The organism is Promicromonospora sukumoe, assembly GCF_014137995.1.
In the GTDB taxonomy this organism is placed as follows: domain Bacteria; phylum Actinomycetota; class Actinomycetes; order Actinomycetales; family Cellulomonadaceae; genus Promicromonospora; species Promicromonospora sukumoe.
On the sequence record NZ_JACGWV010000002.1, the window covers coordinates 1,121,466 to 1,143,321 of the forward strand.

Consider the following 21,856-nt stretch of genomic DNA (forward strand, 5'->3'; position numbering starts at 1 on the left):
TAGGTCACGCCTCCAGGAGGATCGTCACCGGGCCGTCGTTGACCAGCTCGACCTGCATGTCGGCGCCGAACCGGCCGGTCTCGACCGTCAGGCCGCGCTCGCGCAGCGCGGCCACGACGGCGTCGACGAGCGGCTCGGCGACCGGCCCCGGCGCCGCCTGGTTCCACGTGGGGCGGCGCCCCTTGCGGGCGTCGCCGTAGAGCGTGAACTGGCTGACGACGAGCACCGGGGCGCCGACGTCGGCCACCGACTGCTCGTCGTGCAGGATGCGCAGGTCCGCGATCTTGCGGGCGATGGTCTCGACCTGCGCCGGGCCGTCGTCGTGCGTGACGCCGACCAGCGCCAGGATGCCGGGCTTGTCGATGGCGCCCACGACCTCGCCGTCGACCACCACGGACGCGCGGGTGACGCGCTGGAGCACCGCCCTCACCGGCGGCCCTCCGCGTACGCGCCGGCGAAGACGGCGCGGACCTCGCCCACCGGGCGGCCGCCGCCGAGCACCGGCACGCGGCCCAGCCCGTCCAGGCCGCCCGGGTAGACGCCGGGCAGGCCGGCGGCACCCGCGGCGCGCAGCGCGGCGGCGAGGATGGCGGGACGTGCCCGGGCGGACCCGTCGAGCACCTTGAACGCGATGGCGGAGCCGTCGGGCAGACCGGCGGCGTAGACGCCCTCGGCGCCGTCCTTGGCGACCAGGCCCGGCACCGCCTGCATGGCGAGCGTGACGTCCCGGCCGGTGCCGCCGACCATGTCGGGGTGCGCCGAGATCGCGCGGGCGGCGCGCGCCTCGTGCGAGCGGACGTCGACCGTCGGCGCGGCGCCCAGCGTCGAGAACGCGCGCGCCAGGCCGAGCAGCGTCGTGGAGAACAGGGGCGCGCCGCAGCCGTCGACCGTGGTGTGCATGACGAGCTCGGCGTCGCCGGTCATCTCGAGGATCGTGCCGCGCACGGCCCGCTGCAGCGGGTGCTCGGGCGACAGGTACGTCTGGATGTCCCAGCCCTGCGTGAGGCAGGTCGCGAGCATCGCCGCGTGCTTGCCCGAGCAGTTCTGCGCCAGGGACGCCGGGCCCGGGCCGCCGCTGTGCGGCGCCACGTGCCACTCCAGCGCGGCCGGCGGGTAGATCGGCAGGTCGGGGGTGTTCTGCAGGGCGCCCGGGCCGAGGCCCACGGAGGCCAGGATCTGCAGCACGCCCTCCAGGTGGAACTGCTCGCCGTTGTGGCTGGCCGAGGCCAGGGCCAGCAGGCGGTCCGGCAGCTCCAGGCCCGCCCGCAGCATCGCGAGGAGCTGGAGCGGCTTCAGGGACGACCGCGGCCAGATCGGCGTGGTCGGGTTGCCCACCTGGACCACGGGCCGGCCGGCCGGGTCGAGCACCACGAGGTGCCCCAGGTGCACCGACTCCACGAGGTCACCGCGGACCACCTCGGCGAGCGGCGCCGCGTCGTCGAGCACCGCGCCCGACGCCGAGACCGTGCGGCCGCCCCCCATGGGCGCGGTCACCAGCCGCCCTGCGGTCCGCGCGGCTTGTTGCCGGTGCCGTACGGCTGCAGGCGGGGGCGTACGTCGGCCCAGTACACGATGGCCGGGACCACCGCGATCACGTTCAGGAACGAGCCGGCCGTGATGTAGCTCGGCGGCAGGCCCAGCAGGCCGAAGACGGCCGCGACACCGAGGATCCCGAGCCAGATCGGCTTCGACAGCTTGCCCTCGGACTTGTAGGCGTGGGCAGGACGACGGATCGCGTCGACCAGGGCGATGACCTGGACCGCGAAGACGATGACGCCCAGCACGATGAAGACGAACGTCTGGAGAGCTCCGAACACAGCACGAGCCTACGGCAACCGGGGCGACGTCTCGCCTGGTCCGGACCGGTCAGTCCGCCTTGCGCGCCCCGTCCAGGACCCACGCCTTGCGCCGGTTGGTCTGGGTGGCCGAGAGATAGGCGAGCCAGGCGATGCCGGCGAGGAGCACGGGCGTCATGATCATCAGGTAGAACGGGCTCATGAAGGACGTGTAGCCCGCCGTCCCGACGAAGAGAGACAGCGCGATCAGCGCCCAGGCGAAGCCGTACGCGATCGCCCGCTGCCGCGGCATCGCGTACCTGCGGTCGGTCTCCTGGAGGAGCGACGCCCCGACGATCCAGCCGATGGCAGGTCCGGCGAAGAGCGCACCGACGAGCAGCGGGATCATGCCCCACATCTGCCCCGACACAGTCAGCAGCACTCCCACGAACGGCGAGAGCACCACTACCGAGGCGATGACGACGCCGATGACGAACCGGCGGGACGGCCGGTACCCGTCGTGCGTCCTGGCCTGTTCGAGCACCCACGGCTTGTGGCGGTTGGTCTGGGTGGCGAGCAGGTAGGCGAGCCAGGCCCCGCCGGCGACGAGCAGCGGCGCACCCGTCTGGACCGTCACGCGAACCTGCCCGAACAGCACGCCCGCCTCGATCCCGCCGACCAGGCCGAGCACGAGGAGCGCCGAGGCGACCCCGTAGGCGGCCGCCCGCCGGAGGGGCATGCCGTATCGCTTGGTCGTCTCCCGCACGAGCGACGCGCCGACAATCAGACCGGCCACGGGGCCAATCAGGAGCGGGGCGACGAGCAGCAGCGGCGAGGGCCCGTCAGGAGCGACCCGCCCCGTCTGGAACGCGTCGACCACGAACCCGCCGACCAGCACGGGCGGCGTGAGCGCCAGCAGCACGACGGCCGAGGCCACCACCAGCCCGGCGACGTCGCGGCGCCGCGGCGGAACCGGTGGCCGTCCCGCGGCCGCGGCGGCCGCGCTCGCCACACCCGGGCTCGGCGCCACGGGCACCCCGTCGTCAGCATCCTCGACCAGCGCCCGCACGTCGCCGAGCTCGCCCAGCGCCCGCCGGGCGGCGTCGTCGGCGTCCACGCCGCTCGCGGTCAGCTCCGCCACGCGGTCCAGGAGGTTCGCGCGGATCTCCTCCTTGAGGTCCTGCACGTCGTGGGTCGCGGGGAGGCCCGCGAAGGCCTCGTCGAGCAGGCGGTGCACCGAGGTGTTCATCAGCGGGAACCTTTCAGGTCGAGGAGGGAGTCGATGGTGCGCCGGGTGGCCACCCACGCGTCCACGTTGCGCCGGTAGACGGCGCGGCCCGCGTCGGTGATCCGGTAGTACTTGCGGCGTCCGCCCTGGGACTCGTCGCCCCAGTAGGCCTCGACCAGGCCGTCCTTCACGAGCCGCCGGTAGGCCGCGTAGAGCGTGGCCTCCTTGATCTCGTGGTCGCCGCCGGTCGCGTCGCGGATCTCCTTGTAGATCTCGAAGCCGTAGCGGTCCCGGGCGCGCAGCACGCCGAGCACGATCGTGTCGGTGTGGCCGCGCAGGAGGTCGGCGGCGAAGGCATCAGCCCCGCCGTCCGACGTCGGGCCGCTCGATTTCTGGATCACGCCAACTACTGTATCTGATCAAGTACCTGACGACAACGAGTTCTGTGCACAGCCTGTGGACAGGCGCCTACAGCTCGGGCAGGGCCTACAGCTCCGGCAGCGCCGCGCGCGCGTCGCCCGGGGTGGCCCCCGTGGCCTCCAGCGCGTCGACCACGGGCGAGCGCAGCAGCAGCACCAGGGACTGCACCTGCCAGTCGCCCTCGCCCACGGTCCGCGGGTCGAGCTGGGCGGCGACGGTGCTCAGCACCTCGCGCGCCCGCGCGGCGTCGCCCCCGGAGCCGACGTCGGACGCGAGGAGCCGGACGCCGGACGCGAAGCCCTCGACCAGCCCCGCGACGGGCTGGACGTCGTGCTCCCCCTCGACCACAGGGAGCGCGCGGCGCGCGAGCACCCGCACGGACCGCATGACCCGGTCGACGAGCACCGCCTGGTCCTCCAGGCGGCCGAGCTCACCGCGGTGGATGCGTCCCACCGAGATCCGGGCCAGCTCGCGGGCGTCGCGGGCGGCCTCCTGCCACTCGGCGAGCACAGGTTCGGAGGCCCGGCCGCGCACGAGGGCGGCGCGGACGTCGTCGGTGTCGTCCGAGCGCAGGCCGCGGGCGAGCGTCTCCAGGGTCTCGGCGAGCTCGGTCACGGCCTGCTCGGCGAGCGCCCGCGGCCGGCGCCGGGTGTCACCGGGGGTGAGCAGCGCGACCGTGAGCGCGACGGCGCCGCCGACCAGGGCATCGGTCCACCGGCCGAGCGGCCCGCCGGAGACCTGCGGCAGGCCCACCACGATGATCGCCTGGACGCCCGCCTGCGTGACCAGCAGCGCGCCGCGGTCGATGAACCGCGCGGCGATCGCGGAGATGAACAGGACCAGGCTGAGCTGCCACCAGCCCGAGCCGATCAGGTGCACGATCAGGTCGCCCATGGCGACGCCGACGGCCACGCCCACGGCCATCTCGGAGACCCGGCGCACGTCCCGCTGCGCGGTGAACCCGAGCAGCACCCAGGCCGCGACCGGCGCGAAGAAGGGCTGCTCGTGCCCCAGCACGTACCGCGCGATCAGGTACGCGACGCCGGCCGCGAGCGAGGCCTGGGCGATCGGGATCAGGCTCGCCCGCGCGCGCGTCCAGCCCTGCCGCAGCCGGGTGCGCAGCATGAGCGTGCGCTTGGCCTTGCGCCACATCTCGTCGGCGGGGCCGGGCAGTGAGGTCACGGTGGCATCCTGCCACCCGGCCTCACGGAGCTGTCAGATGAGGCTGGCCGGGCCGCGCAGGCCGCGGGTCAGGGGGCCGTGGGACTCGGGCCGGTCCACCGACATGCCGTCACCCGGCACGATGATCTCCTGCGCCGCCGACACCTCGATGGCCTGGCCCGAGACGTCGCCGGACACCATCAGCTCGGTGTCCTCCGGGACGTTCCGCTTGAGCACGGCCAGGCCGATCGGCCCCAGCTCGTGGTGGCGTGCCATGGAGGTCAGCGTGCCGACCACCTTGCCGGGCGCGCCGTCCGCCCCGGGCAGGCGCACCTCGGCCCCCGCCTCCGGGAGCAGGTGCTGCGAGCCGTCGAGGTGCAGCATGACGAGCCGGCGCGGCGGCCGGCCGAGGTTGTGCACGCGCGCGACGGTCTCCTGGCCGCGGTAGCAGCCCTTGTTGATGTGCACGGCGGTGCGCAGCAGGTCGAGCTCGTGCGGGATGGTGCGGTCGTCGACCTCGCGCGCCTGGCGCGGGCGCCAGGCCTCGACGCGCAGGGCCTCGGTGGCCCAGGTGCCGGCGAGCGGCCAGCCGGCGGCCTCGCGGGCAGCGACCTGCGCCTCCAGCTCGGCGCGCGGCACGAGCACGAGCCGCCACGGGCGCATCGCGCCGGGGTGCTCGCCCTCGGGCGGGCCGTAGCGCGTCCCGCCGCCGACGACGTGCGGCCAGGCGTCGTGCCAGGTCACCGGCTCGCCCTCCGCGCCCTCGGTGGCCACGGGCTCGCCGATGGCCGCCCACTCGTCGGTGGCGTCCGTGATCTCGACGCGCAGCGTGAACTTCATGCGGTCGAGCCAGCCGGCCAGCGCCGGTGCCGACTCGCGCTCGGTGATCAGCCACGTGGCCTCGCCGTCGTCGACCACGCCCGCGACGTGCTCGATGTGGCCCTGCGGCGACAGGACGAGCAGCTCGGTGCTGGTCCGGGGCTGCAGGCCCTCGAGCTGCTGGGAGGTGATCGAGTGCAGCCAGCTCAGCCGGTCGGGGCCCGCGACGCGCACGATCCCGAGGTGGGACTGGTCCACCACGGCGCCGCCGCGCGACAGCGCGCGCTGCTCGGCCGTCGGGTCGCCGTAGTGCCAGGCGACCCCGGCGTCGGGCCCGGCGGCGGCGACCGCGCCGCGCCGGCTCAGCAGGGGGCTCTCGTAATCCATGCTCACCTCAGGTGCAGCGTCGTGGACGGGCGGGACATTCCCGTCCGGGTACTACTGGCGGTCGAGTTCCGCCGAGGCGTACGAGCGCAGCGGCTCGCCGAAGGCGGCGAGCTCCTCCACCCACAGCAGGCGACCTTGGACCAGGCCGTACAGGCGCTTCGACGCGCGCACCTCGGACGCCGTCGACGTCCGCGCGATCGCGTCCGAGGCCAGGTCGATCCGCCCGTTGCCCGCGGCGCCGATGTAGACGGTGATGCGCCCGGAGGCGTCGGCCACGAGCACCTCGAGCGCGTGCTTGTTCTCCTCGAGGCCCTCGGGGCGGTCCGTGGAGACGCGCCAGTAGCCGGTCTCGGTGGACCAGACGGTGCCGGCGGCGTCGGGCGTCGCGTCGGCGGCCGGGGCCTCGGCCTCGGTGTCGGTCGGGTCCGGCACGGGGGCCGGCCACTCGCCGTCGTCGGGCAGCTTGTCGGGGACGACGCTCTCCAGGACCCGCAGCGTGGACTCGAACCGCAGGTACGGGCCGCCGTCGTGGTCGAAGACCAGGTCCTGCACGAAGGTCTTCTTGCCGACGCCGGGGTAGTCGATCACGCCCTCGCCGCGCCAGCGGCCGACCAGCCAGGCCAGCGGGTAGATCTCGGGCGAGAGGCCGTCCGGGAACGTGAACGTCATCAGCGCTGGCCGGTGTACAGCTTGTAGACGACGTAGCCGGCGAACCAGGTCACGGCGACGGCGACGGCGACGATGAGGCCGGTGAAGATGAGCTCAAGGGCGTGGATCGACATGGTGCCGATCCTAACGTCCACGGCCTACAGTCGGCCCATGCGCCAGCTCGTGATCAAGACCACCTCCGGCCTGGACCGGCCCGAGGCCACCAACCAGGCCTTCACCGTGGCGGCCGCCGCCGTCGCGTCCGGCGCGGAGGTGAGCCTCTGGCTCACGGGCGAGTCGGCGTGGCTCGCGCTGCCCGGCCGCGCCGCGGAGCTCGAGCTGGAGCACGCGACGCCCCTGCCCCAGCTCATCGAGGTGATTCTGGGCGCGGGGACGGTCACGGTCTGCACGCAGTGCGCGGCACGCCGCGACATCACCGAGGCGGACGTGCTGCCGGGCGTGCGAATCGCCGGCTCGGCGCTGTTCACCGAGGAGATCCTGCGCGACGGGGCCCAGGCGCTGGTCTACTGACGTGGGCCGGCCCGGACCCGCGCTCAGGCGCGGGTCCGGGCCGGCGCTCAGGCCGAGCCGCGCTCAGGCGCGGACCAGGCCCGACTTCCGCAGCAGCAGGTAGAGCTCGCACCCGAGGCACAGCCCGACGACGGCGTTGAGCGCCGCCGCGACGAACGCCGCCGCGGCCGCGATCGGCACAGCGGGCAGCACCCCGAAGAAGCCGAGGATCACGCCCACGCCGGTGACGAACAGGCCCACGCCCTGCGCGAAGCGCGGCGGGCGCCGGTCCTCCATCTCCGTGGGCGGGCTCAGCCGCGGCCGCACGAACCTCTTGTAGAGCATCCCCTGCCACGAGCCCTCGGCGCCGCGCAACGTGCCGAGCAGGAAGCTCAGCATGATGAACGTCAGCAGCCACAGCCCCGCGGTGCTCGCGCCCAGCAGCACGACGGCGGCCAGCAGCACCGCCGTGATGCTCGCTCCGACGCGCGGCCCACGCGGGTCGATCCCCTTGCTCACGCTCATGACTGCCCTTCCCCGTCCAGTTCGGCCACAGCTGCGGGAACCCGGCTCAGCGCCTGCCGCGCCTGGGTGTCGGACACGACGCCGCTCATCCGGGCCACCTCGCGGCCGCCACCGTCGACCACGAGCACCGTGGGCGTCCGGAGCACGCCGAGGGTGCGCACGAGGTCGAGGTGGTCGTCCACCAGCACCTCGCGGTGCGCGACGTCGGGCTCCTGCCCGGTCAGTCCCCCGAGCACGCGGGACGTGGACCGGCAGGCGGCACACACCTCGGCGGAGAACTGCACGAAGGTCACCCGGTCGGCGAGCGCGATCCCGGAGGAGGCCCAGTCGATGCCGACGGGCGTCGCACGGGGGGCGCGGACGGCCCCCTGGCGTGCCGACCACCACACGCCGAGCGCCGCGGTGCCCAGCACGAGCACGACGAGCGCGATCACCTGTCCCAACATTTAGCCCACCCTGCCGTGCCTTGCTCGTCCAGACAAGTCCTGATCCGCGATGTGGATGGACCATGAGGCCGGTCACAGTGGGGGGCCTGATCTTCTCGGGCACAGGTCCGCATGATTCCCTGGTCTGCACCGTCGCTCGGGACAGTATTTCTGGTGCCGAAATCCCACCCGGGCGAAGGACGGCCCGGTGGTAGCGTGCATGCATCCGCATCTATAGGAGAATTGTCTAGGATGGAAGTTTTGCCTACTCGTACGTGGAATGGTCTGACCATCCCGGCGGCCGGGGTGTACCAGATCGACCAGAATCACAAGCGGCTCGGCTTCCTCGCCATGCACATGATGGTCAGCCCGGTCCGAGGCGAGTTCGCCGAGGGCGAGGCGACGGTCACCGTCGGGGAGGACCCGCTCGCCTCGCAGGTCACCTGCACCATCCAGGCGGCGTCGGTCGACACGCACGTGGACGAGCGCGACACCCACCTGCGCAGCGCGGACTTCCTGGACGTGGAGAACCACCCCATCATCGAGTTCCGCAGCACCGGGTTCCGGATGCGGACCGAGGTGGACCCGATCTTCTCGTGGGCCCGGCTCAAGGCGGGCACCGCCGGACGGGCACCGCACGACCCCGCCCAGGCCGACGGCTCGTTCACCAAGTTCGTGATGGACGGCGAGCTGACGGTGCGCGGCGTGACCCGTCCGGTGACGCTGGAGTGCGAGTTCGGCGGCGTGGGGCACGACCCCTACGGCCAGGACATCTTCGGCTTCCACGGCAGCTGCGAGATCCTGCGCGAGGACTGGGGCCTGCTGTGGAACGTCGCGCTGGAGGCGGGCGGCGTGCTGGTCGCCAAGAAGGTCCGCATCGAGATCGCCGGCGAGATGATCCGCCAGTCTTGACGGGACCGCACGGCCCCGCCGGCGTCACCTCAGAGGATGACCATCCGGCCCACGACGAACACGAAGATGCCGCCCACCGCGACGGGCAGCGCGCTGGCCGCGAGCCCGGCCAGACGTGCGCCGCGGGCGGGCAGCCGCTCCAGGAGCAGGTGCAGGGCTCCCACGACCACACCCGCCACCAGGCCGCACCACAGCCCGCTCACCGTGTCGATGTTCGGCAGCAGGGTCGCGGCGCCACCGCCCACCACCACGGCGGCGACGGCGGAGATCCCGAGCGCCACCCAGCCACGTACCGGCAGCGCCGACACGGCGGCGGCCACGGCGAGCGCCACCGCGCTCGTGACGACGAGCGCGGCACCGGCGTCGGACCGTGCGGCGGCGACCCAGCCGGAGGCGGCGACGGCCACGACGACGCCCGCCACGGTGCCCGACACGGACTCCGTGAGCTGCGGGCGTCCGTCCCGGCGCAGCATCTGCGCGATGAACGCCAGCACCACGGCGCCGGCCAGCACGATCGGCAGGTTCCGGAGCACGGGCTCGCCCTGGGTGAAGTACACGGTGGCCGCTCCCCCGAGCCCGCAGAGCGCCACGACCACCCGCGTGCTGCCCGAGGCGGGCAGCCGCAGGAGCGACGGCCAGCCCAGCGCGACGAGGACCACCAGGACCACCACCGCGGCCACGAGGGGCAGGGGCCGGGGCTGGACGTAGGACGCGGCGGCGACGAGGGCCGCGAGCGCGGCGGTCGTCACGGCGCGGGTGGAGACGGACACGGCTCAGAGTTTTCCAGAGAGTTCCGCAGTTCCTTCAATCGCAGCCCCGTGTTCCCCCATCGAGACCCCGTACCGGCCAGATCCCGGGCCTGTTCCAGCGCCGGAACGAGACGAGCAACACCCGCGTCATGCGAACGTCACGGGCCCTGACCAGCATGGTGGTGTCCAGGAAAAGGGCGTGTAACATGCACGCAACAAGCAACAGGGCAGACTTCCGCAGAGCCAGTTGGACGCGACGGGACGTCTCGCGTCAGCGAGACCCGAGCCAGGGACGGTAGCAGCACGCCGGTTCCGAGAGGAGGTGCGTCAATGGCAGAGCTGTTGATCCTCACGCCCGCCACCGGCGGGTCGGCCGAGGTACTGCCCGCGCTGGGACTGCTGTCCCACCGGGTGCGGGTGCTCCCGATGGAGCCCTCCGCGCTCGTGGACGCGCCCGACGCGGACGTCGTGCTGCTGGATGCCCGCCGCGACCTCGTCGCGGCCCGCACCACCTGCCGGCTGCTGCACGCCACCGGCCTGACGGTGCCGCTCGTGCTGATCCTCACCGAGGGCGGCCTGACGGTCGTGACCCACGAGTGGGGTGCCGATGACCTTCTGCTGGAGTCCGCCTCGCCCGCCGAGGTCGAGGCCCGGCTGCGGCTCGTGGTCGAGCGCTCGGCGCGCGGCCCGGCCGAGGAGTCGCAGCAGGAGATCTCCGCCGGCGAGCTCGCGATCGACGCCGGCGGGTACACCGCCCGGCTCCGCGGCCGGCCCATCGACCTGACCTACAAGGAGTTCGAGCTCCTCAAGTACCTGGTGCAGCACCCGGGCCGCGTGTTCACCCGCGCCCAGCTGCTGCAGGAGGTCTGGGGCTACGACTACTACGGGGGCACGCGCACGGTGGACGTCCACGTGCGGCGCCTGCGGGCCAAGCTCGGCCCGGAGCACGAGCAGCTCATCGGCACGGTGCGCAACGTCGGCTACCGGTTCGACCCGCCGAAGGAGCGCCCGGTCGAGGAGCCTCCGGCCCCCTCGGCCCCGGCGGCCTCGTCCGACACCCCGGCCACCGACGACCAGAACGGGCGACGCGCAGACCGCGCACCGAGCGCGTAGGTTCGGTTATGTGACCGCACTCTCGGCCAGACCGGCCGTCCGCTCGGCAGCCACCAGCGACTACACGTTAGCCCTCGTCGAAGGGCCGTGGCGGCACGAGTTCGTCTCGTCCGGCGGTTCGCGCTTCCACGTGGCGGTCGCGGGCCCGGAGAGCCGCTCCGCGCCCCTGGTGCTCCTGCTGCACGGGTACCCGCAGTTCTGGTGGGCGTGGCGCGCGCAGATCCCGGCCCTGGCCGCCGCGGGCTACCGCGTCGCCGCCATGGACGTCCGCGGGGTGGGCGGCTCGGACAAGCCGCCGTCGGGCTACGCACTGCCCGCCCGGGCGGCGGACGTCGCCGGGGTCGTGCGTTCCCTGGGCCGGGAGACCGCGGTGGTCGTGGGGCACGGCACGGGCGGCACGCTCGCCTGGGCGGTCGCGGCCCTCCACCCGGGCACGACGGCGGCCGTGGCCGTCCTGGCCAGCCCGCACCCCGCCCGGGTGCGGCTGCGGAGCGGGGCCGCCTTCACGCCGGGGGCCCTGCGTGAGCTGGCCTATCTGCAGGTCCCGACGTTCCCGGAGCGCGCCCTGACCCAGGGTGACCGGGTACGGCGCACCCTGGACCTCGGCACCGCGTCCCCGTTGCCCGACGACGTCGTGGACCTGTACCGGACCGTCATGCGCATCCCGTTCGCCGCGCACTCCGCCGTCGAGGCGCTGCGCTGGTTCGTGCGGTCGACGCCCCGGATGGACGGCCGGCGGTTCGCCACCGCGCTGCGCCGTCCGCTGGAGGTGCCGGTGCTGCAGCTCCAGGGCGCCCGCGACGGGTTCCTGCGCTACGAGCGGGCCGACGTCGACGCCGTCGGGCTCGCCTCGGACCTGCGGTACGAGCTGATCCCCGGGGCCGGGCACTTCCTCCCCGAGGAGGCGCCCGACCGGGTGAACGAGATCCTGCTGGGCTGGCTCGCCCGCGTGGCCTGACTACTTCGGCGCGGCCCGCTACTTCGGCGCAGTCGGCTGCTTCGGCGCGACCAGCGGCAGGCCCGCCAGCGCGGAGCGCTCCGGCGCGGGCCGCACCAGCTTCGCGGCCTTCTCCGGGTCGGTCTCGCCCGCCCCGTACGACGGGCACAGGTGCTTGATGCTGCACGCCCCGCACGCCGGGGTGCGCGCGAGGCACACGCGCCGCCCGTGCCACACGAGGTGGTGGCTGAGCATCGTCCACTCCTTCTTCGGGTAGAGCCCGCCGACCTCGGCCTCGACCTTGACCGGGTCCTCCTCGGTGGTCAGGCCCAGCCGCCGGGACAGCCGCCCGAAGTGCGTGTCCACGGTGATGCCCGGCACGCCGAACGCGTTGCCGAGCACCACGTTCGCCGTCTTGCGGCCGACGCCGGGCAGCGTCACCAGGTCCTTCAGCCGCCCCGGGACCTCGCCGTCGAACCGCTCGACCAGGGCCTTGCCCAGGCCGATCACGGCCCGGGACTTGGCGCGGAAGAACCCGAGGGGCCGCAGGATCTCCTCGAGCTCCTCGGGGTTCGCCTCCGCGTACGCCTGCGCGTCCGGGTACATCACGAACAGCTCAGGCGTGGTCTGGTTGACCCGGACGTCGGTGGTCTGCGCGCTGAGCACGGTCGCGACCAGCAGCTCCAGGGGCGTGCGGAAGTCGAGCTCGGCCCGCGCGTCCGGATAGGTCTCGCCGAGCAGGCGGTTGATGCGCCGCGCCCGGCGCACGAGCGCCAGCCTGCTCTCCGGCGCGTCCTTGGGCTGACTCTCGGGCTCGTGCTCGCTGACGGTCACGTCGCCACACTAACGATCACCACCGACATCCGGCCCGGGAACGCCGTCCGAACCGGATCTCCGGGAACGGGAACCTGGCGCCGGGTTGGCTCGTGTACCTAGGACGCGGAGTATGAGAAGGTCAAGGGCGCATCCGCCGTCCACCAGCCGAGCGGTCGCGACCCGATGCCCGCCCGACGGTCCGGGCAGCACCCCGGACCCCACGACGGTCCACGTGAATCGAGGAAGAGTCACCATGCCGTACACGCACCACCTGCGCGTCTACCCGTCCGCCGAGCCGCTCAAGCGCACCGACCAGCTCGCCTGGAAGCTCGCGGAGCTCGCCACCGACACCGTCGAGCCCACGGCCGAGGTCACCGACATGGTGATCAACCGCGTGATCGACAACGCCTCGGTCGCGGCGGCCAGCCTGACCCGTAGCCCCGCCGTCGCCGCCCGGTCGCAGGCCCAGGCGCACCCGTACTCGCCCGGCTCCACGGTCTTCGGCCTCGCGCCCGACGCGACGAGCAGCCCCGAGTGGGCGGCCTGGGCCAACGGCGTCGCCGTGCGCGAGCTCGACTTCCACGACACCTTCCTCGCGGCCGAGTACTCCCACCCGGGCGACAACATCCCGCCGATCCTGGCCGTGGCGCAGCACGCCGGCCGTTCGGGCCGGGACCTGGTGCGCGGCATCGTGACGGGCTACGAGATCCAGGTGGACCTGGTCCGCTCGATCAGCCTGCACAAGCACAAGATCGACCACGTGGCGCACCTCGGCCCGTCGGCGGCGGCCGGCATCGGCACGCTGCTCGGGCTGGACACCGAGACGGTGTTCCAGGCGATCGGCCAGGCCCTGCACACCACGACCGCCACGCGGCAGAGCCGCAAGGGCCAGATCTCGACCTGGAAGGCGCACGCGCCGGCCTTCGCGGGCAAGCTCGCGATCGAGGCCGTGGACCGCGCGATGCGCGGCCAGACCTCCCCCGAGCCCATCTACGAGGGCGAGGACGGCGTGGTCGCCTGGCTCCTGGACGGGCCCGACGCCGCCTACGACGTCGTGCTGCCCGCGGCCGGCGAGGCCCGGACCGGCATCCTCGACACGTACACCAAGGAGCACTCCGCGGAGTACCAGGCGCAGGCGATCATCGACATGGCCCGTGCGCTGGGCAACGAGCGCCCGGAGCTGCGGGACCCGGCGAACGTCGCGTCGATCGTGTTGCACACCAGCCACCACACGCACTACGTCATCGGCTCCGGCGCGAACGACCCGCAGAAGTACGACCCGACGGCGTCGCGCGAGACCCTGGACCACTCGGTGCCCTACATCTTCACGGTGGCGCTGCAGGACGGCGGCTGGCACCACGTGGGCTCCTACGCCCCCGAGCGCGCGCAGCGGCCCGACACGGTCGAGCTGTGGCGCAAGGTGACCACCGCCGAGGACGCGGGGTGGACGCGCCGCTACCACTCGACCGACCCGGCCGAGAAGGCGTTCGGCGGCCGCGTCGAGATCACGCTCACCTCCGGCGAGGTCGTCACGCGGGAGATCGCCGTGGCCGACGCCCACCCGCTGGGTGCCCGCCCGTTCGCCCGCGCGAACTACGTCGCGAAGTTCCGCACGCTGGCCGCGGACATCCTGTCCGGCGCCGAGATCGACCGGTTCCTCGACCTGGCCGAGCACCTGCCCGAGCTCACGCCCGCCGAGGTCCGCGAGCTCACGATCGTCGCGGCGCCCGGGGTGCTGGACGCCGTCCCCGCCCCGACGGGGCTGTTCGAGCTGGGGCGCGCCTGATGCTCTACTCCCACCTCACCCCCGCGGCCAAGCGCCGGGCCTTCCGCGAGGCCCTCGCCGGGCCGGACATCCTGCGGCTCCCGGGCGCCTTCAACCCGCTGAGCGCCAAGCTCATCCAGGACAAGGGGTTCGACGGCGTCTACGTCTCGGGCGCCGTGCTGTCGGCCGACCTCGGCCTGCCCGACATCGGCCTGACCACGCTGACCGAGGTGGCCGGCCGGGCCGGTCAGATCGCCCGGGTCACCGACCTGCCCGTCCTCGCGGACGCCGACACCGGGTTCGGCGAGCCCATGAACGTGGCCCGCACGGTCCAGACCATGGAGGACGCCGGCGTGGCCGGCATCCACATCGAGGACCAGGTCAACCCCAAGCGGTGCGGCCACCTCGACGGCAAGGAGGTGGTCGGGCTCGGCGACGCCGTCCGGCGCATCCGGGCCGCCGCCGACGGCCGGCGCGACCCCGACTTCCTGATCATGGCGCGCACCGACGTGCGCGGCACGGAGCCGGGCGAGCGCGGGCTCAAGCTCGCGATCGATCGCGCCAAGGCCCTGGCCGACGCCGGGGCGGACGCCATCTTCCCCGAGGCGATGAAGGACCTCGCCGAGTTCGAGGCCGTGGCCTCGGCCCTCGACGTGCCGGTGCTTGCGAACATGACGGAGTTCGGCAAGTCCGAGCTCTTCACCGCCGAGCAGCTGCACGACGCCGGTGCGCGGCTCGTGATCTACCCCGTCACCCTGCTGCGCATCGCGATGGGCGCCGCCGAACGGGCGCTGGACCAGATCTCGGCGTCGGGCACGCAGGCGGGCCTGGTGCCGCAGATGCAGACCCGGGCCCGGCTCTACGAGCTGACCGACTACGCGGCCTACAACCACTTCGACTCGAACGTCTTCACCTACAAGCCCTGACTTAGTCTCGACACGAAGGAGTGCGCATGACCGAGACCACGGAGATCCGCAAGGGTCTGGCCGGAGTCGTCGCCGACACGTCGGCGATCTCGAAGGTCAACCCCGACACGAACTCGCTGCTGTACCGGGGCTACCCGGTGCAGGAGCTGGCGGCGAAGAAGTCCTTCGAGGAGGTCGCCTACCTGCTGTGGCACGGCGAGCTCCCCACGCCCGCGCAGCTCGGCGAGCAGACGGCGGCCGAGCGGGTGCACCGCGAGCTGCCGGACAACATCAGGGACGCGATCCTCGAGCTGCCCACCGACTGCCACCCGATGGACGTGTGCCGCACCGCGGTGTCGATCCTGGGCGCGCACGACCCGCAGGCCGAGGACTCCTCGCCCGAGGCGGAGCTCGCCAAGGCGCTGCGGCTGTGGGCGGTCCTGCCCGCCGTCGTCGCGCTCGACCAGCGCCGTCGCCGGGGCCAGGAGATCGTGCACCCCCGCGAGGACCTCGGCTACTCCGCCAACTTCCTGTGGATGACGTTCGGGGAGGAGGCCGAGCCCGCCGTCGTTCAGGCGTTCGAGGCCTCGATGGTGCTGTACGCCGAGCACTCGTTCAACGCGTCCACGTTCACCGCGCGCGTCATCACCTCGACGCTCGCCGACCTGCACTCGGCCGTCACGGGCGCCATCGGCGCCCTCAAGGGCCCGCTGCACGGCGGCGCGAACGAGGCCGTGCAGGCCACGTTCGAGGAGATCGGCTCGGCCGACCGGGCCGAGGCCTGGCTCGAGGACGCGCTCGCGCAGAAGAAGAAGATCATGGGGTTCGGCCACCGGGTCTACAAGAACGGCGACTCGCGCGTACCGACCATGCGTGCCGTGCTCGGCGACCTCGCCGAGCACTACGGCCAGACCGAGGTGCTCGACCTGTACGACACCCTCGAGAACGCCATGGGCAGCCGGAAGAACATCAAGCCCAACCTGGACTACCCCGCCGGGCCGGCCTACCACCTGATCGGGTTCGACACGAACATCTTCACGCCGCTGTTCGTGGCCTCCCGGATCACCGGGTGGACGGCGCACATCATGGAGCAGCGGGCCGCCAACTCGCTGATCCGGCCGGTGTGCGAGTACGTGGGCCCGGAGCAGCGCGAGGTTCCCTGACGGGTTCCCTGGACGCCCGTTCCGAACTCCCAGGTACCACCCCTAGGATTTATGGACGGGCGTCCTACTTCGTGCTGGGCAAAGCCGACATCCCGCATGAGGCGGACGATCGCGTCGGGCTGCACGCCACGCGGACGCCGCGAGAGGGGCCGATGATCCGGCAATCTCGTGACATTGAGGCAGACTGAGAGGTGGAAAAGACTGATGGACGAAAGTCCCCGACACGTGAGGACACCACTGGTGGACGACGAAGTCGTACTCTCTGCCCCCCTCTTCGCGGACATGGAAGGCGAGGAGACGCACGCACTCTTCGAGTCCATGGTGCCCGTGGAGCTGGTCCGGGGTGACGTGCTCTTCCGCGAGGGCGAACCGGGCGACCGGCTCTATGTCATCGCGCAGGGCAAGATCAAGCTGGGTCGCCGGTCGAGCGACGGCCGCGAGAACCTGCTGTCGATCCTGGGCCCGGGCGAGATGTTCGGCGAGCTGTCCCTGTTCGACCCGGGCCCCCGCACGGCCTCGGCGTCGTCCGTGTCCGACTCCGTGGTCTACGAGCTGCGTCACGACTCGCTCGTGAAGTGGATCGCCGACCACCCGGGAGTCGCCACGCAGCTTCTCGGTGCGCTGGCGCGCCGTCTGCGCCGCACCAACGAGACGCTGGCGGACCTCGTGTTCTCCGACGTCCCCGGTCGCGTGGCCAAGGCGCTGCTGGACCTGTCGACCCGGTTCGGCGAGCCCAACGACGACGGCATCCGCGTGGCGCACGACCTCACGCAGGAGGAGCTGGCGCAGCTCGTCGGCGCCTCCCGCGAGACCGTGAACAAGGCCCTGGCCGACTTCGCGACCCGCGGCTGGGTACGCCGCGAGGGCCGCGCCGTCGTGCTGCTGGACCTCGACCGCCTGGAGCGCCGGGCGCGCTGAGGCTGCAACCAACCAAACTACTGAAGGAGGGCCGGGCGCTAAGCCTGAGCCCTCCTTCAGTTGTTTCGTGCTAGATCAGTGCTTCTGGAGGTCAGCGATGCAACCGTCGTCGACCGGCGAGCTGGTCACTTCTACGCCATCCGGTACGACCCTCGCTCGGAGCTCAAAACATTGTGCTGACGTTGAGGAGCCAGGGATGTGAACGACGATCGTCACTGCATCAGCCGCCACGTCACCTCCCCAGTACTCGCCGACGCTCGCAGTCACCTCGGGCTCCGTGAAGGATCGGTCGGCGCCAGCCGCTTCGAGGCCAGCCTCGTACCGTGACAACGTGGTTGCTTGCAGTTCTTCCGGATCTGTGGATGATCCCCGGAGCGCGTCCCCCAGATCTTCGGAGAACGCCGACCAGACAACCCACCCCACCACCAGGCAAGACACGCCCACCGCGAGAGTTACAGCTGGACGACGCTGCACTACAGGACCCGGATTCTTGATCGCCGATCACTGCCGCCCCAGAGGCGGGTTCGGAGGCCATTCCTCCCGTAGCGCTCGATCAAATGCTCGTGCATAAGCGTCTGTGCCCCGATCGTTGGGATGGATGGATGCCCGGCTCACGGTACCTGCGCTGTCTCCGGAGCCCTGCCGATGCGTCGCCGTGAGGAGCGGAGGATTGATCCAGTTGTCCCCACCAGCATCAAGGACACAGGTGTCATGTCCTCTGAACTCGGGTTCAGCGTAGGCGATCGATACATCGAATCCGTCGTAATAGAGCCGAGTGAGCAGTTCTTCGAGCCGACTGCTGAAGTATGCCTGAAGCGCCAGAATGTGCGAAGCCTCGCCGGGTTCGACCCAACAGAGCTCGATGACGTCCGGGTCATAGCTGAAGAGCTCAGGATACGTGCCGATCACGATCTTGGCATTCGGCGCCTTTTCTCGAATGACACCAAGAACACTCTCCATCGCCGGAAGGGTATTGTCGTCCACCTGATCGTAAGCAGTGTCGAGCGGCGGGCGAGTCTGACAGGCAGGCAACTGGATGCAATTCTCCACTATACCAGTGAACAGATCGCCATCGTTTCCACCGATTGTGAGGAGGACAAAATCTGTCTCATCGCCGAGAATTCCAGCGCGAGCCTGTCGCACTTCTCCGTACTGCGAACCAACCCCGTCGTTCCACGGCACGTCGAGCAGGTCCTTGGTCTGCGCACCAGAGCAAGCGACGAAACCGAGTTCGACATCCGAGCTCCAGGCGTCGGTCAATGCGCCTACATTCTCCGAGGTTCCAGGAACGGTGATCTTACGCGCCCAGGCGTCGGGGCTCCGCCGACATGAGTTCTGCCAGTCGCTGTCTTCAGTGCCTTGAAGGTCGCCGCCGACATTCGTCTCAGGGTAATACCCTGCCGCGCCCGACGAGGCAGAGTACCCCGTTCCTTCACCTGCACTGAATGAGTCACCGAGCACCGCTACCTTGACCGGCTCCTGGTCCAGCGCCTGGAAAGCGACAGCGTCCCAAGCCACGTCCTGCGTACCCTCTCCATCCTCCGATACATTACTCAGCATGACGCTCGGAATGCCGTCGACACGGTATGCGCCGAGCGATACCCAGTTATTAGCCATGCGCCGCTGATTGATATAGCGGGTTTCATAACGACCATCACCGAGGTGAATCTCGTAGCGCGCTTGTTGAGTGTGCGCGCCATGATCCGGTAGGTGAACGGCGATCCGCATCCATCCAGAGTACGAACGGTCGAGCGTCCAGGTCCCCTCCGCACGGAGCATCGCACCGACGCCGCCGGCCCCTCCGGTCCGGGTGTGGCTGAAGAAGAAGTGTCCCTGCCAGCCGGCTCCGATCTGGTGGATGTCTTTCTTCGGCGGGAATGTTCCGTCGTCCGCTTGTTGCATGGCCCACGCGAACGTCCCGTCGCTAGCCGATCTGCCACAAGTCCTTACGGAAGCAGTTCCCGCCGGAACATCGTCCACGATCCACGAGCCTGGTGGTGCACTGTTCGTACCGGCTGTCGCGTTGGTCGAGCAATTCGGCGGATAGGAACGCTGGTTGTCTTCCTCGTCGTAGGCATCGCTGTGGGGGTTCGGCTGTACACCGTCCTGGTAGGGGTCTTCGTCACCATCCCATTCACCCGGAAACCGGATGAAGCCCTCCCCACAAGTGGGCGATGGGGTTCCAGTTCCGGGCGAGCAGTACTCCTTCCAGGAGGCAGGCTCGTGATACCAGCACCGGAAATCGTAGCTCGGGGTCTGGGACTGGCTATAGCACGGCCCTGGGACCTCAGGTCCGTCAGGCCCGGTGTACACGTCGCCCACTCGGTCCTTGTCACAACGGTTGGTCTCATCGCAGAAGGTCTCGATCGGAGGCTTGATGGTCTCCCTGTACTCATTCAGAGTCCACCGGGCGGGCCGAAAACCGATTGCGGTCTTGCCTACACCATCGATGAGTTCGCTCGACCATGCTGCGAAACCCAGCGTCCTCTCGGGGTATGTCCAGAGGTTGGGGCTCCTGCCGTCGTCGAAGTTGTTGTTGTTCAAAAATGGAAGGCGGTACGGCGGGTACTTCGGGTTAGCCGGGTTGTTGTGCCAACCGAGCCCCCAGGCTCCATTGTTGATGTCAGCATCCGACTCTGGATACCAACCGCTGTTATACGCCCAGAGAGCGTAGAACCAGTCCTCCACACGCGTCGCGTCACCATCGTGAATCCGAGCCCCCGCATTATACGTCTGGTTCCACTTCTCCACGAGGATCTGCACACCCGCTTGGATGTTGTACACGTAATCCACTGCGATCGCGTTCTGCTCGTCATAAGGGCGCCCGTTGACCACCATGCCGTCGGTCACTTGCATGACACCGTATCCACAGTCCGCCTCGGTGAAGTCGATGTCCCAGCCGTCGTTGACGCCCCAATAATTTCCGATCAGGGGGTTACCCGTCACGCCTGGTACAACCGATTTTGCAGCCTGCTGCATGTTCGACTCGCTCATTGCGATGCCGAGAATCACTTGCGGCGGAATATCCGCGACGGTCTTCGGCCCGGCCAGCGGGGGCAGATCAAGCAGGACACCGGGAGCAACGTCCGACTTCTCGACACGCGTCCGCCATCCGCCACGCCCCTCGGGGTAGTACGCCTCGTCCAGCGTTCCCTGCACGAGCTGGTTCACGGCCCACTCGACCTGCCGTGGACGCGGCTGCATCGCCTGTAACCGGGGTTCACCGCGTGTGACACCGCAGGCGCGCTCGTTGAACTCGTCATGCAGGTCTGTCGGGGCCATCGCACCCGCAGCAACCTTTCCCAACGCTGGCGAAAGTTCCCGGCCGGCCGGGTCACTCGGCGTCGACTCGTGTTCGGCGGCGAGCGACACGCCTAGTTCGGTCGACGACGACGCCTCCGGGACGTGCAGCGTCAGCCGAGCGGAACGAGGGACCATCGGATCGGCAACCTGGGCCTCACGATCCCAACCGACACCGTCGATCACCACGTCCGCGTCGAACGACACCCTCGCCTGGGCACTGGGCACAAGATCCGGAATATGTGTCATTCCGGAGGGGAGGTTCTTGCGGACCTCTGCCTTACCGAGGATTGCGACCGCACCACGGGGCGCCGGTGCCAGTGCGAACTCGTCTGCACGGCCACGCGCCAACTCGGCCGGCGCGAGGAGATCGCGCCGGTCGGGTGTCGCACGCCACTGAGCTCGTCCTAGACGTTGTACCGCTACCTCGTCGACGTCTTGGGCATTGCCCGCTACCACCCCACGGTCGCCAGCGACCGAGTCCAGGTAGACGATGCCGCCGTCAGAGTCCAGGATCAAGGACGACGGCACGGCGTGCGTCTCGGCCACAGGGATGATCTGCCCGTCCGCCTCAATGCGTGAAACCAATCGCCCAGTTGCCGCGACATATTCAGCCTTAGACACAGGTACCGCGGACGTCACCTGACCAGTGAGTTCCACTGCCCTACCCTGCCGCCCCGTGGCGGCGTCCACCGTGATCAGGCGGGTATCACCCTGATCGTCATTCGCTCGGGCCGCGGTAATCGCGGCCAGGTCGTTGGCGCCGCACCCCGGGTTGAAGTACGCCAGCGAGGCCGATGCTTCAAGCTTCGTGACTGCCCCGGATCGCAGGTCGACCACGGCGCTCAGGGCACCTCGGTCGAACAGGTCAGGCTTGTTCACGAACATGCGTGGCGCGTACACGACAACCGCGTAACGACCGGATGACGTCACACATGCGTTGCCAATCCACTCGTCGGCATCGATTCCCGGCTCCGTCAGCGTCGCCGTGACGCCCCAGTCGTATCCGGACTTGGCAGTAGCCGTGAGCAGATGGAGCCCGGCCGAGTCGCCCACGGTAGTCCAGGCCACGTCGCCCGAGGTCTTCCAGTCATCCGGAAGTGTCTCGGCGCGGTCCCGCTCGGGCACGGCCGACGGAAGACTCTGCTCAAGGCCGTCGACAGACTTGGGAGCCTGATCCATGGGACTTGGCTCCACGTCGGCTTGAGCCGGAACCAGACCGGCACACACGAGCGCGCCGACAAGCGCCAGTCCGGTCGCAGTCGCGCCGAGCCGTCGCGCTCGGAACCTGGGACGTGAGCGGGTCTGACTCGAAGGTCTTCCTGGCATGGGCATGGCACCACCTGGGTGAGAAGTCACGGGTCGCCGCGACACTACGTA

22 protein-coding genes are annotated in these 21,856 nt (G+C 70.7%); 8 read left to right on the forward strand and 14 right to left on the reverse strand.

The genetic code is table 11. From position 1 onward, the window contains the following. Positions 1-4: 4 nt before the first annotated feature. The 8 genes from dtd to FHX71_RS22075 form a co-directional block, all read right to left on the reverse strand. A complete protein-coding gene (dtd, locus tag FHX71_RS22040; protein ID WP_182619549.1) occupies positions 5-430 on the reverse strand; it encodes a D-aminoacyl-tRNA deacylase in 426 nt (141 codons plus the stop codon). Continuing rightward, positions 427-1,497, reverse strand: a complete 1,071-nt coding sequence (locus tag FHX71_RS22045) for an asparaginase (RefSeq protein ID WP_376770165.1) — start codon at positions 1,495-1,497, stop codon at positions 427-429. The genes dtd and FHX71_RS22045 overlap by 4 nt, the downstream gene beginning before the upstream one ends. Next, a complete protein-coding gene (locus tag FHX71_RS22050; RefSeq protein WP_121386457.1) occupies positions 1,491-1,817 on the reverse strand; it encodes a DUF2516 family protein in 327 nt (108 codons plus the stop codon). The genes FHX71_RS22045 and FHX71_RS22050 overlap by 7 nt, the downstream gene beginning before the upstream one ends. Positions 1,818-1,866: 49 nt before the next feature. Beyond that, on the reverse strand, positions 1,867-3,024 hold the full coding sequence (locus FHX71_RS22055; protein WP_182619550.1) for a permease prefix domain 1-containing protein: 1,158 nt from the start codon (positions 3,022-3,024) through the stop codon (positions 1,867-1,869). Further along, positions 3,024-3,404, reverse strand: a complete 381-nt coding sequence (locus FHX71_RS22060; RefSeq protein ID WP_182619551.1) for a PadR family transcriptional regulator — start codon at positions 3,402-3,404, stop codon at positions 3,024-3,026. Before FHX71_RS22060 ends, FHX71_RS22055 begins: the two co-directional genes overlap by 1 nt. Before the next feature lie 85 nt (positions 3,405-3,489). Continuing rightward, positions 3,490-4,605 carry an FUSC family protein gene (locus tag FHX71_RS22065; RefSeq protein WP_312877171.1) on the reverse strand — a complete coding sequence of 372 codons (1,116 nt, stop codon included), beginning with the start codon at positions 4,603-4,605 and terminating at the stop codon, positions 3,490-3,492. Between the two features lie 33 nt (positions 4,606-4,638). Beyond that, positions 4,639-5,790: a CAF17-like 4Fe-4S cluster assembly/insertion protein YgfZ gene (ygfZ, locus tag FHX71_RS22070; protein ID WP_182619552.1), complete on the reverse strand. Its 1,152-nt coding sequence runs from the start codon at positions 5,788-5,790 to the stop codon at positions 4,639-4,641. Positions 5,791-5,841: 51 nt separating this feature from the next. Then, positions 5,842-6,459, reverse strand: coding sequence for a heme-binding beta-barrel domain-containing protein (locus FHX71_RS22075; protein WP_182619553.1), 618 nt, complete (start codon positions 6,457-6,459; stop codon positions 5,842-5,844). Between the two features lie 150 nt (positions 6,460-6,609). On the opposite strand from FHX71_RS22075, the gene FHX71_RS22080 reads away from it, so the two are divergent. After that, positions 6,610-6,969, forward strand: a complete 360-nt coding sequence (locus FHX71_RS22080) for a DsrE family protein (protein ID WP_182619554.1) — start codon at positions 6,610-6,612, stop codon at positions 6,967-6,969. 63 nt (positions 6,970-7,032) lie between these two features. On the opposite strand, the gene FHX71_RS22085 is transcribed toward FHX71_RS22080, so the two are convergent. Together FHX71_RS22085 and FHX71_RS22090 are read right to left on the reverse strand one after the other, a co-directional pair. Further along, positions 7,033-7,473, reverse strand: coding sequence for a DUF4395 domain-containing protein (locus FHX71_RS22085; RefSeq protein ID WP_182619555.1), 441 nt, complete (start codon positions 7,471-7,473; stop codon positions 7,033-7,035). Beyond that, positions 7,470-7,919 (reverse strand): thioredoxin family protein, encoded by a 450-nt coding sequence (locus FHX71_RS22090; RefSeq protein WP_182619556.1) that lies wholly within the window; start codon positions 7,917-7,919, stop codon positions 7,470-7,472. Before FHX71_RS22090 ends, FHX71_RS22085 begins: the two co-directional genes overlap by 4 nt. A 231-nt stretch (positions 7,920-8,150) precedes the next feature. Here FHX71_RS22090 and FHX71_RS22095 point away from each other — a divergent pair, with 231 nt between their 5' ends. Beyond that, positions 8,151-8,810 (forward strand): YceI family protein, encoded by a 660-nt coding sequence (locus tag FHX71_RS22095; protein WP_182619557.1) that lies wholly within the window; start codon positions 8,151-8,153, stop codon positions 8,808-8,810. 29 nt (positions 8,811-8,839) lie between these two features. Here FHX71_RS22095 and FHX71_RS22100 read toward each other — a convergent pair whose 3' ends face one another. Beyond that, the gene (locus tag FHX71_RS22100) at positions 8,840-9,580 is read right to left on the reverse strand and encodes a hypothetical protein (RefSeq protein WP_182619558.1); all 741 of its coding nucleotides are present in this window, start codon (positions 9,578-9,580) and stop codon (positions 8,840-8,842) included. 309 nt (positions 9,581-9,889) lie between these two features. On the opposite strand from FHX71_RS22100, the gene FHX71_RS22105 reads away from it, so the two are divergent. Next, complete coding sequence (locus FHX71_RS22105; protein WP_246403372.1) at positions 9,890-10,672, forward strand: winged helix-turn-helix transcriptional regulator; 783 nt, start codon at positions 9,890-9,892, stop codon at positions 10,670-10,672. A 10-nt stretch (positions 10,673-10,682) separates the two neighbouring features. Then, complete coding sequence (locus FHX71_RS22110) at positions 10,683-11,630, forward strand: alpha/beta fold hydrolase (RefSeq protein WP_182619559.1); 948 nt, start codon at positions 10,683-10,685, stop codon at positions 11,628-11,630. An 18-nt stretch (positions 11,631-11,648) separates the two neighbouring features. Here FHX71_RS22110 and nth read toward each other — a convergent pair whose 3' ends face one another. Then, a complete protein-coding gene (gene nth / locus FHX71_RS22115) occupies positions 11,649-12,443 on the reverse strand; it encodes an endonuclease III (protein ID WP_182619560.1) in 795 nt (264 codons plus the stop codon). A 235-nt stretch (positions 12,444-12,678) separates the two neighbouring features. Between nth and FHX71_RS22120 the strand changes: the two genes are divergently transcribed. From FHX71_RS22120 to FHX71_RS22135, 4 genes are all read left to right on the forward strand, one after another. Then, on the forward strand, positions 12,679-14,211 hold the full coding sequence (locus FHX71_RS22120; protein ID WP_182619561.1) for an MmgE/PrpD family protein: 1,533 nt from the start codon (positions 12,679-12,681) through the stop codon (positions 14,209-14,211). Next, a complete protein-coding gene (prpB, locus tag FHX71_RS22125) occupies positions 14,211-15,116 on the forward strand; it encodes a methylisocitrate lyase (RefSeq protein WP_182619562.1) in 906 nt (301 codons plus the stop codon). The genes FHX71_RS22120 and prpB overlap by 1 nt, the downstream gene beginning before the upstream one ends. 26 nt (positions 15,117-15,142) lie before the next feature. Continuing rightward, positions 15,143-16,258 carry a bifunctional 2-methylcitrate synthase/citrate synthase gene (locus tag FHX71_RS22130; RefSeq protein ID WP_182619563.1) on the forward strand — a complete coding sequence of 372 codons (1,116 nt, stop codon included), beginning with the start codon at positions 15,143-15,145 and terminating at the stop codon, positions 16,256-16,258. A 240-nt stretch (positions 16,259-16,498) separates the two neighbouring features. Then, positions 16,499-17,176, forward strand: a complete 678-nt coding sequence (locus FHX71_RS22135; RefSeq protein ID WP_026366137.1) for a Crp/Fnr family transcriptional regulator — start codon at positions 16,499-16,501, stop codon at positions 17,174-17,176. Positions 17,177-17,251: 75 nt separating this feature from the next. Here FHX71_RS22135 and FHX71_RS22140 read toward each other — a convergent pair whose 3' ends face one another. Beyond that, positions 17,252-17,602 carry a hypothetical protein gene (locus FHX71_RS22140; protein WP_182619565.1) on the reverse strand — a complete coding sequence of 117 codons (351 nt, stop codon included), beginning with the start codon at positions 17,600-17,602 and terminating at the stop codon, positions 17,252-17,254. 75 nt (positions 17,603-17,677) lie between these two features. Beyond that, positions 17,678-21,658, reverse strand: a complete 3,981-nt coding sequence (locus tag FHX71_RS22145; RefSeq protein WP_182619566.1) for a golvesin C-terminal-like domain-containing protein — start codon at positions 21,656-21,658, stop codon at positions 17,678-17,680. Between the last annotated feature and the right edge of the window lie 198 nt (positions 21,659-21,856).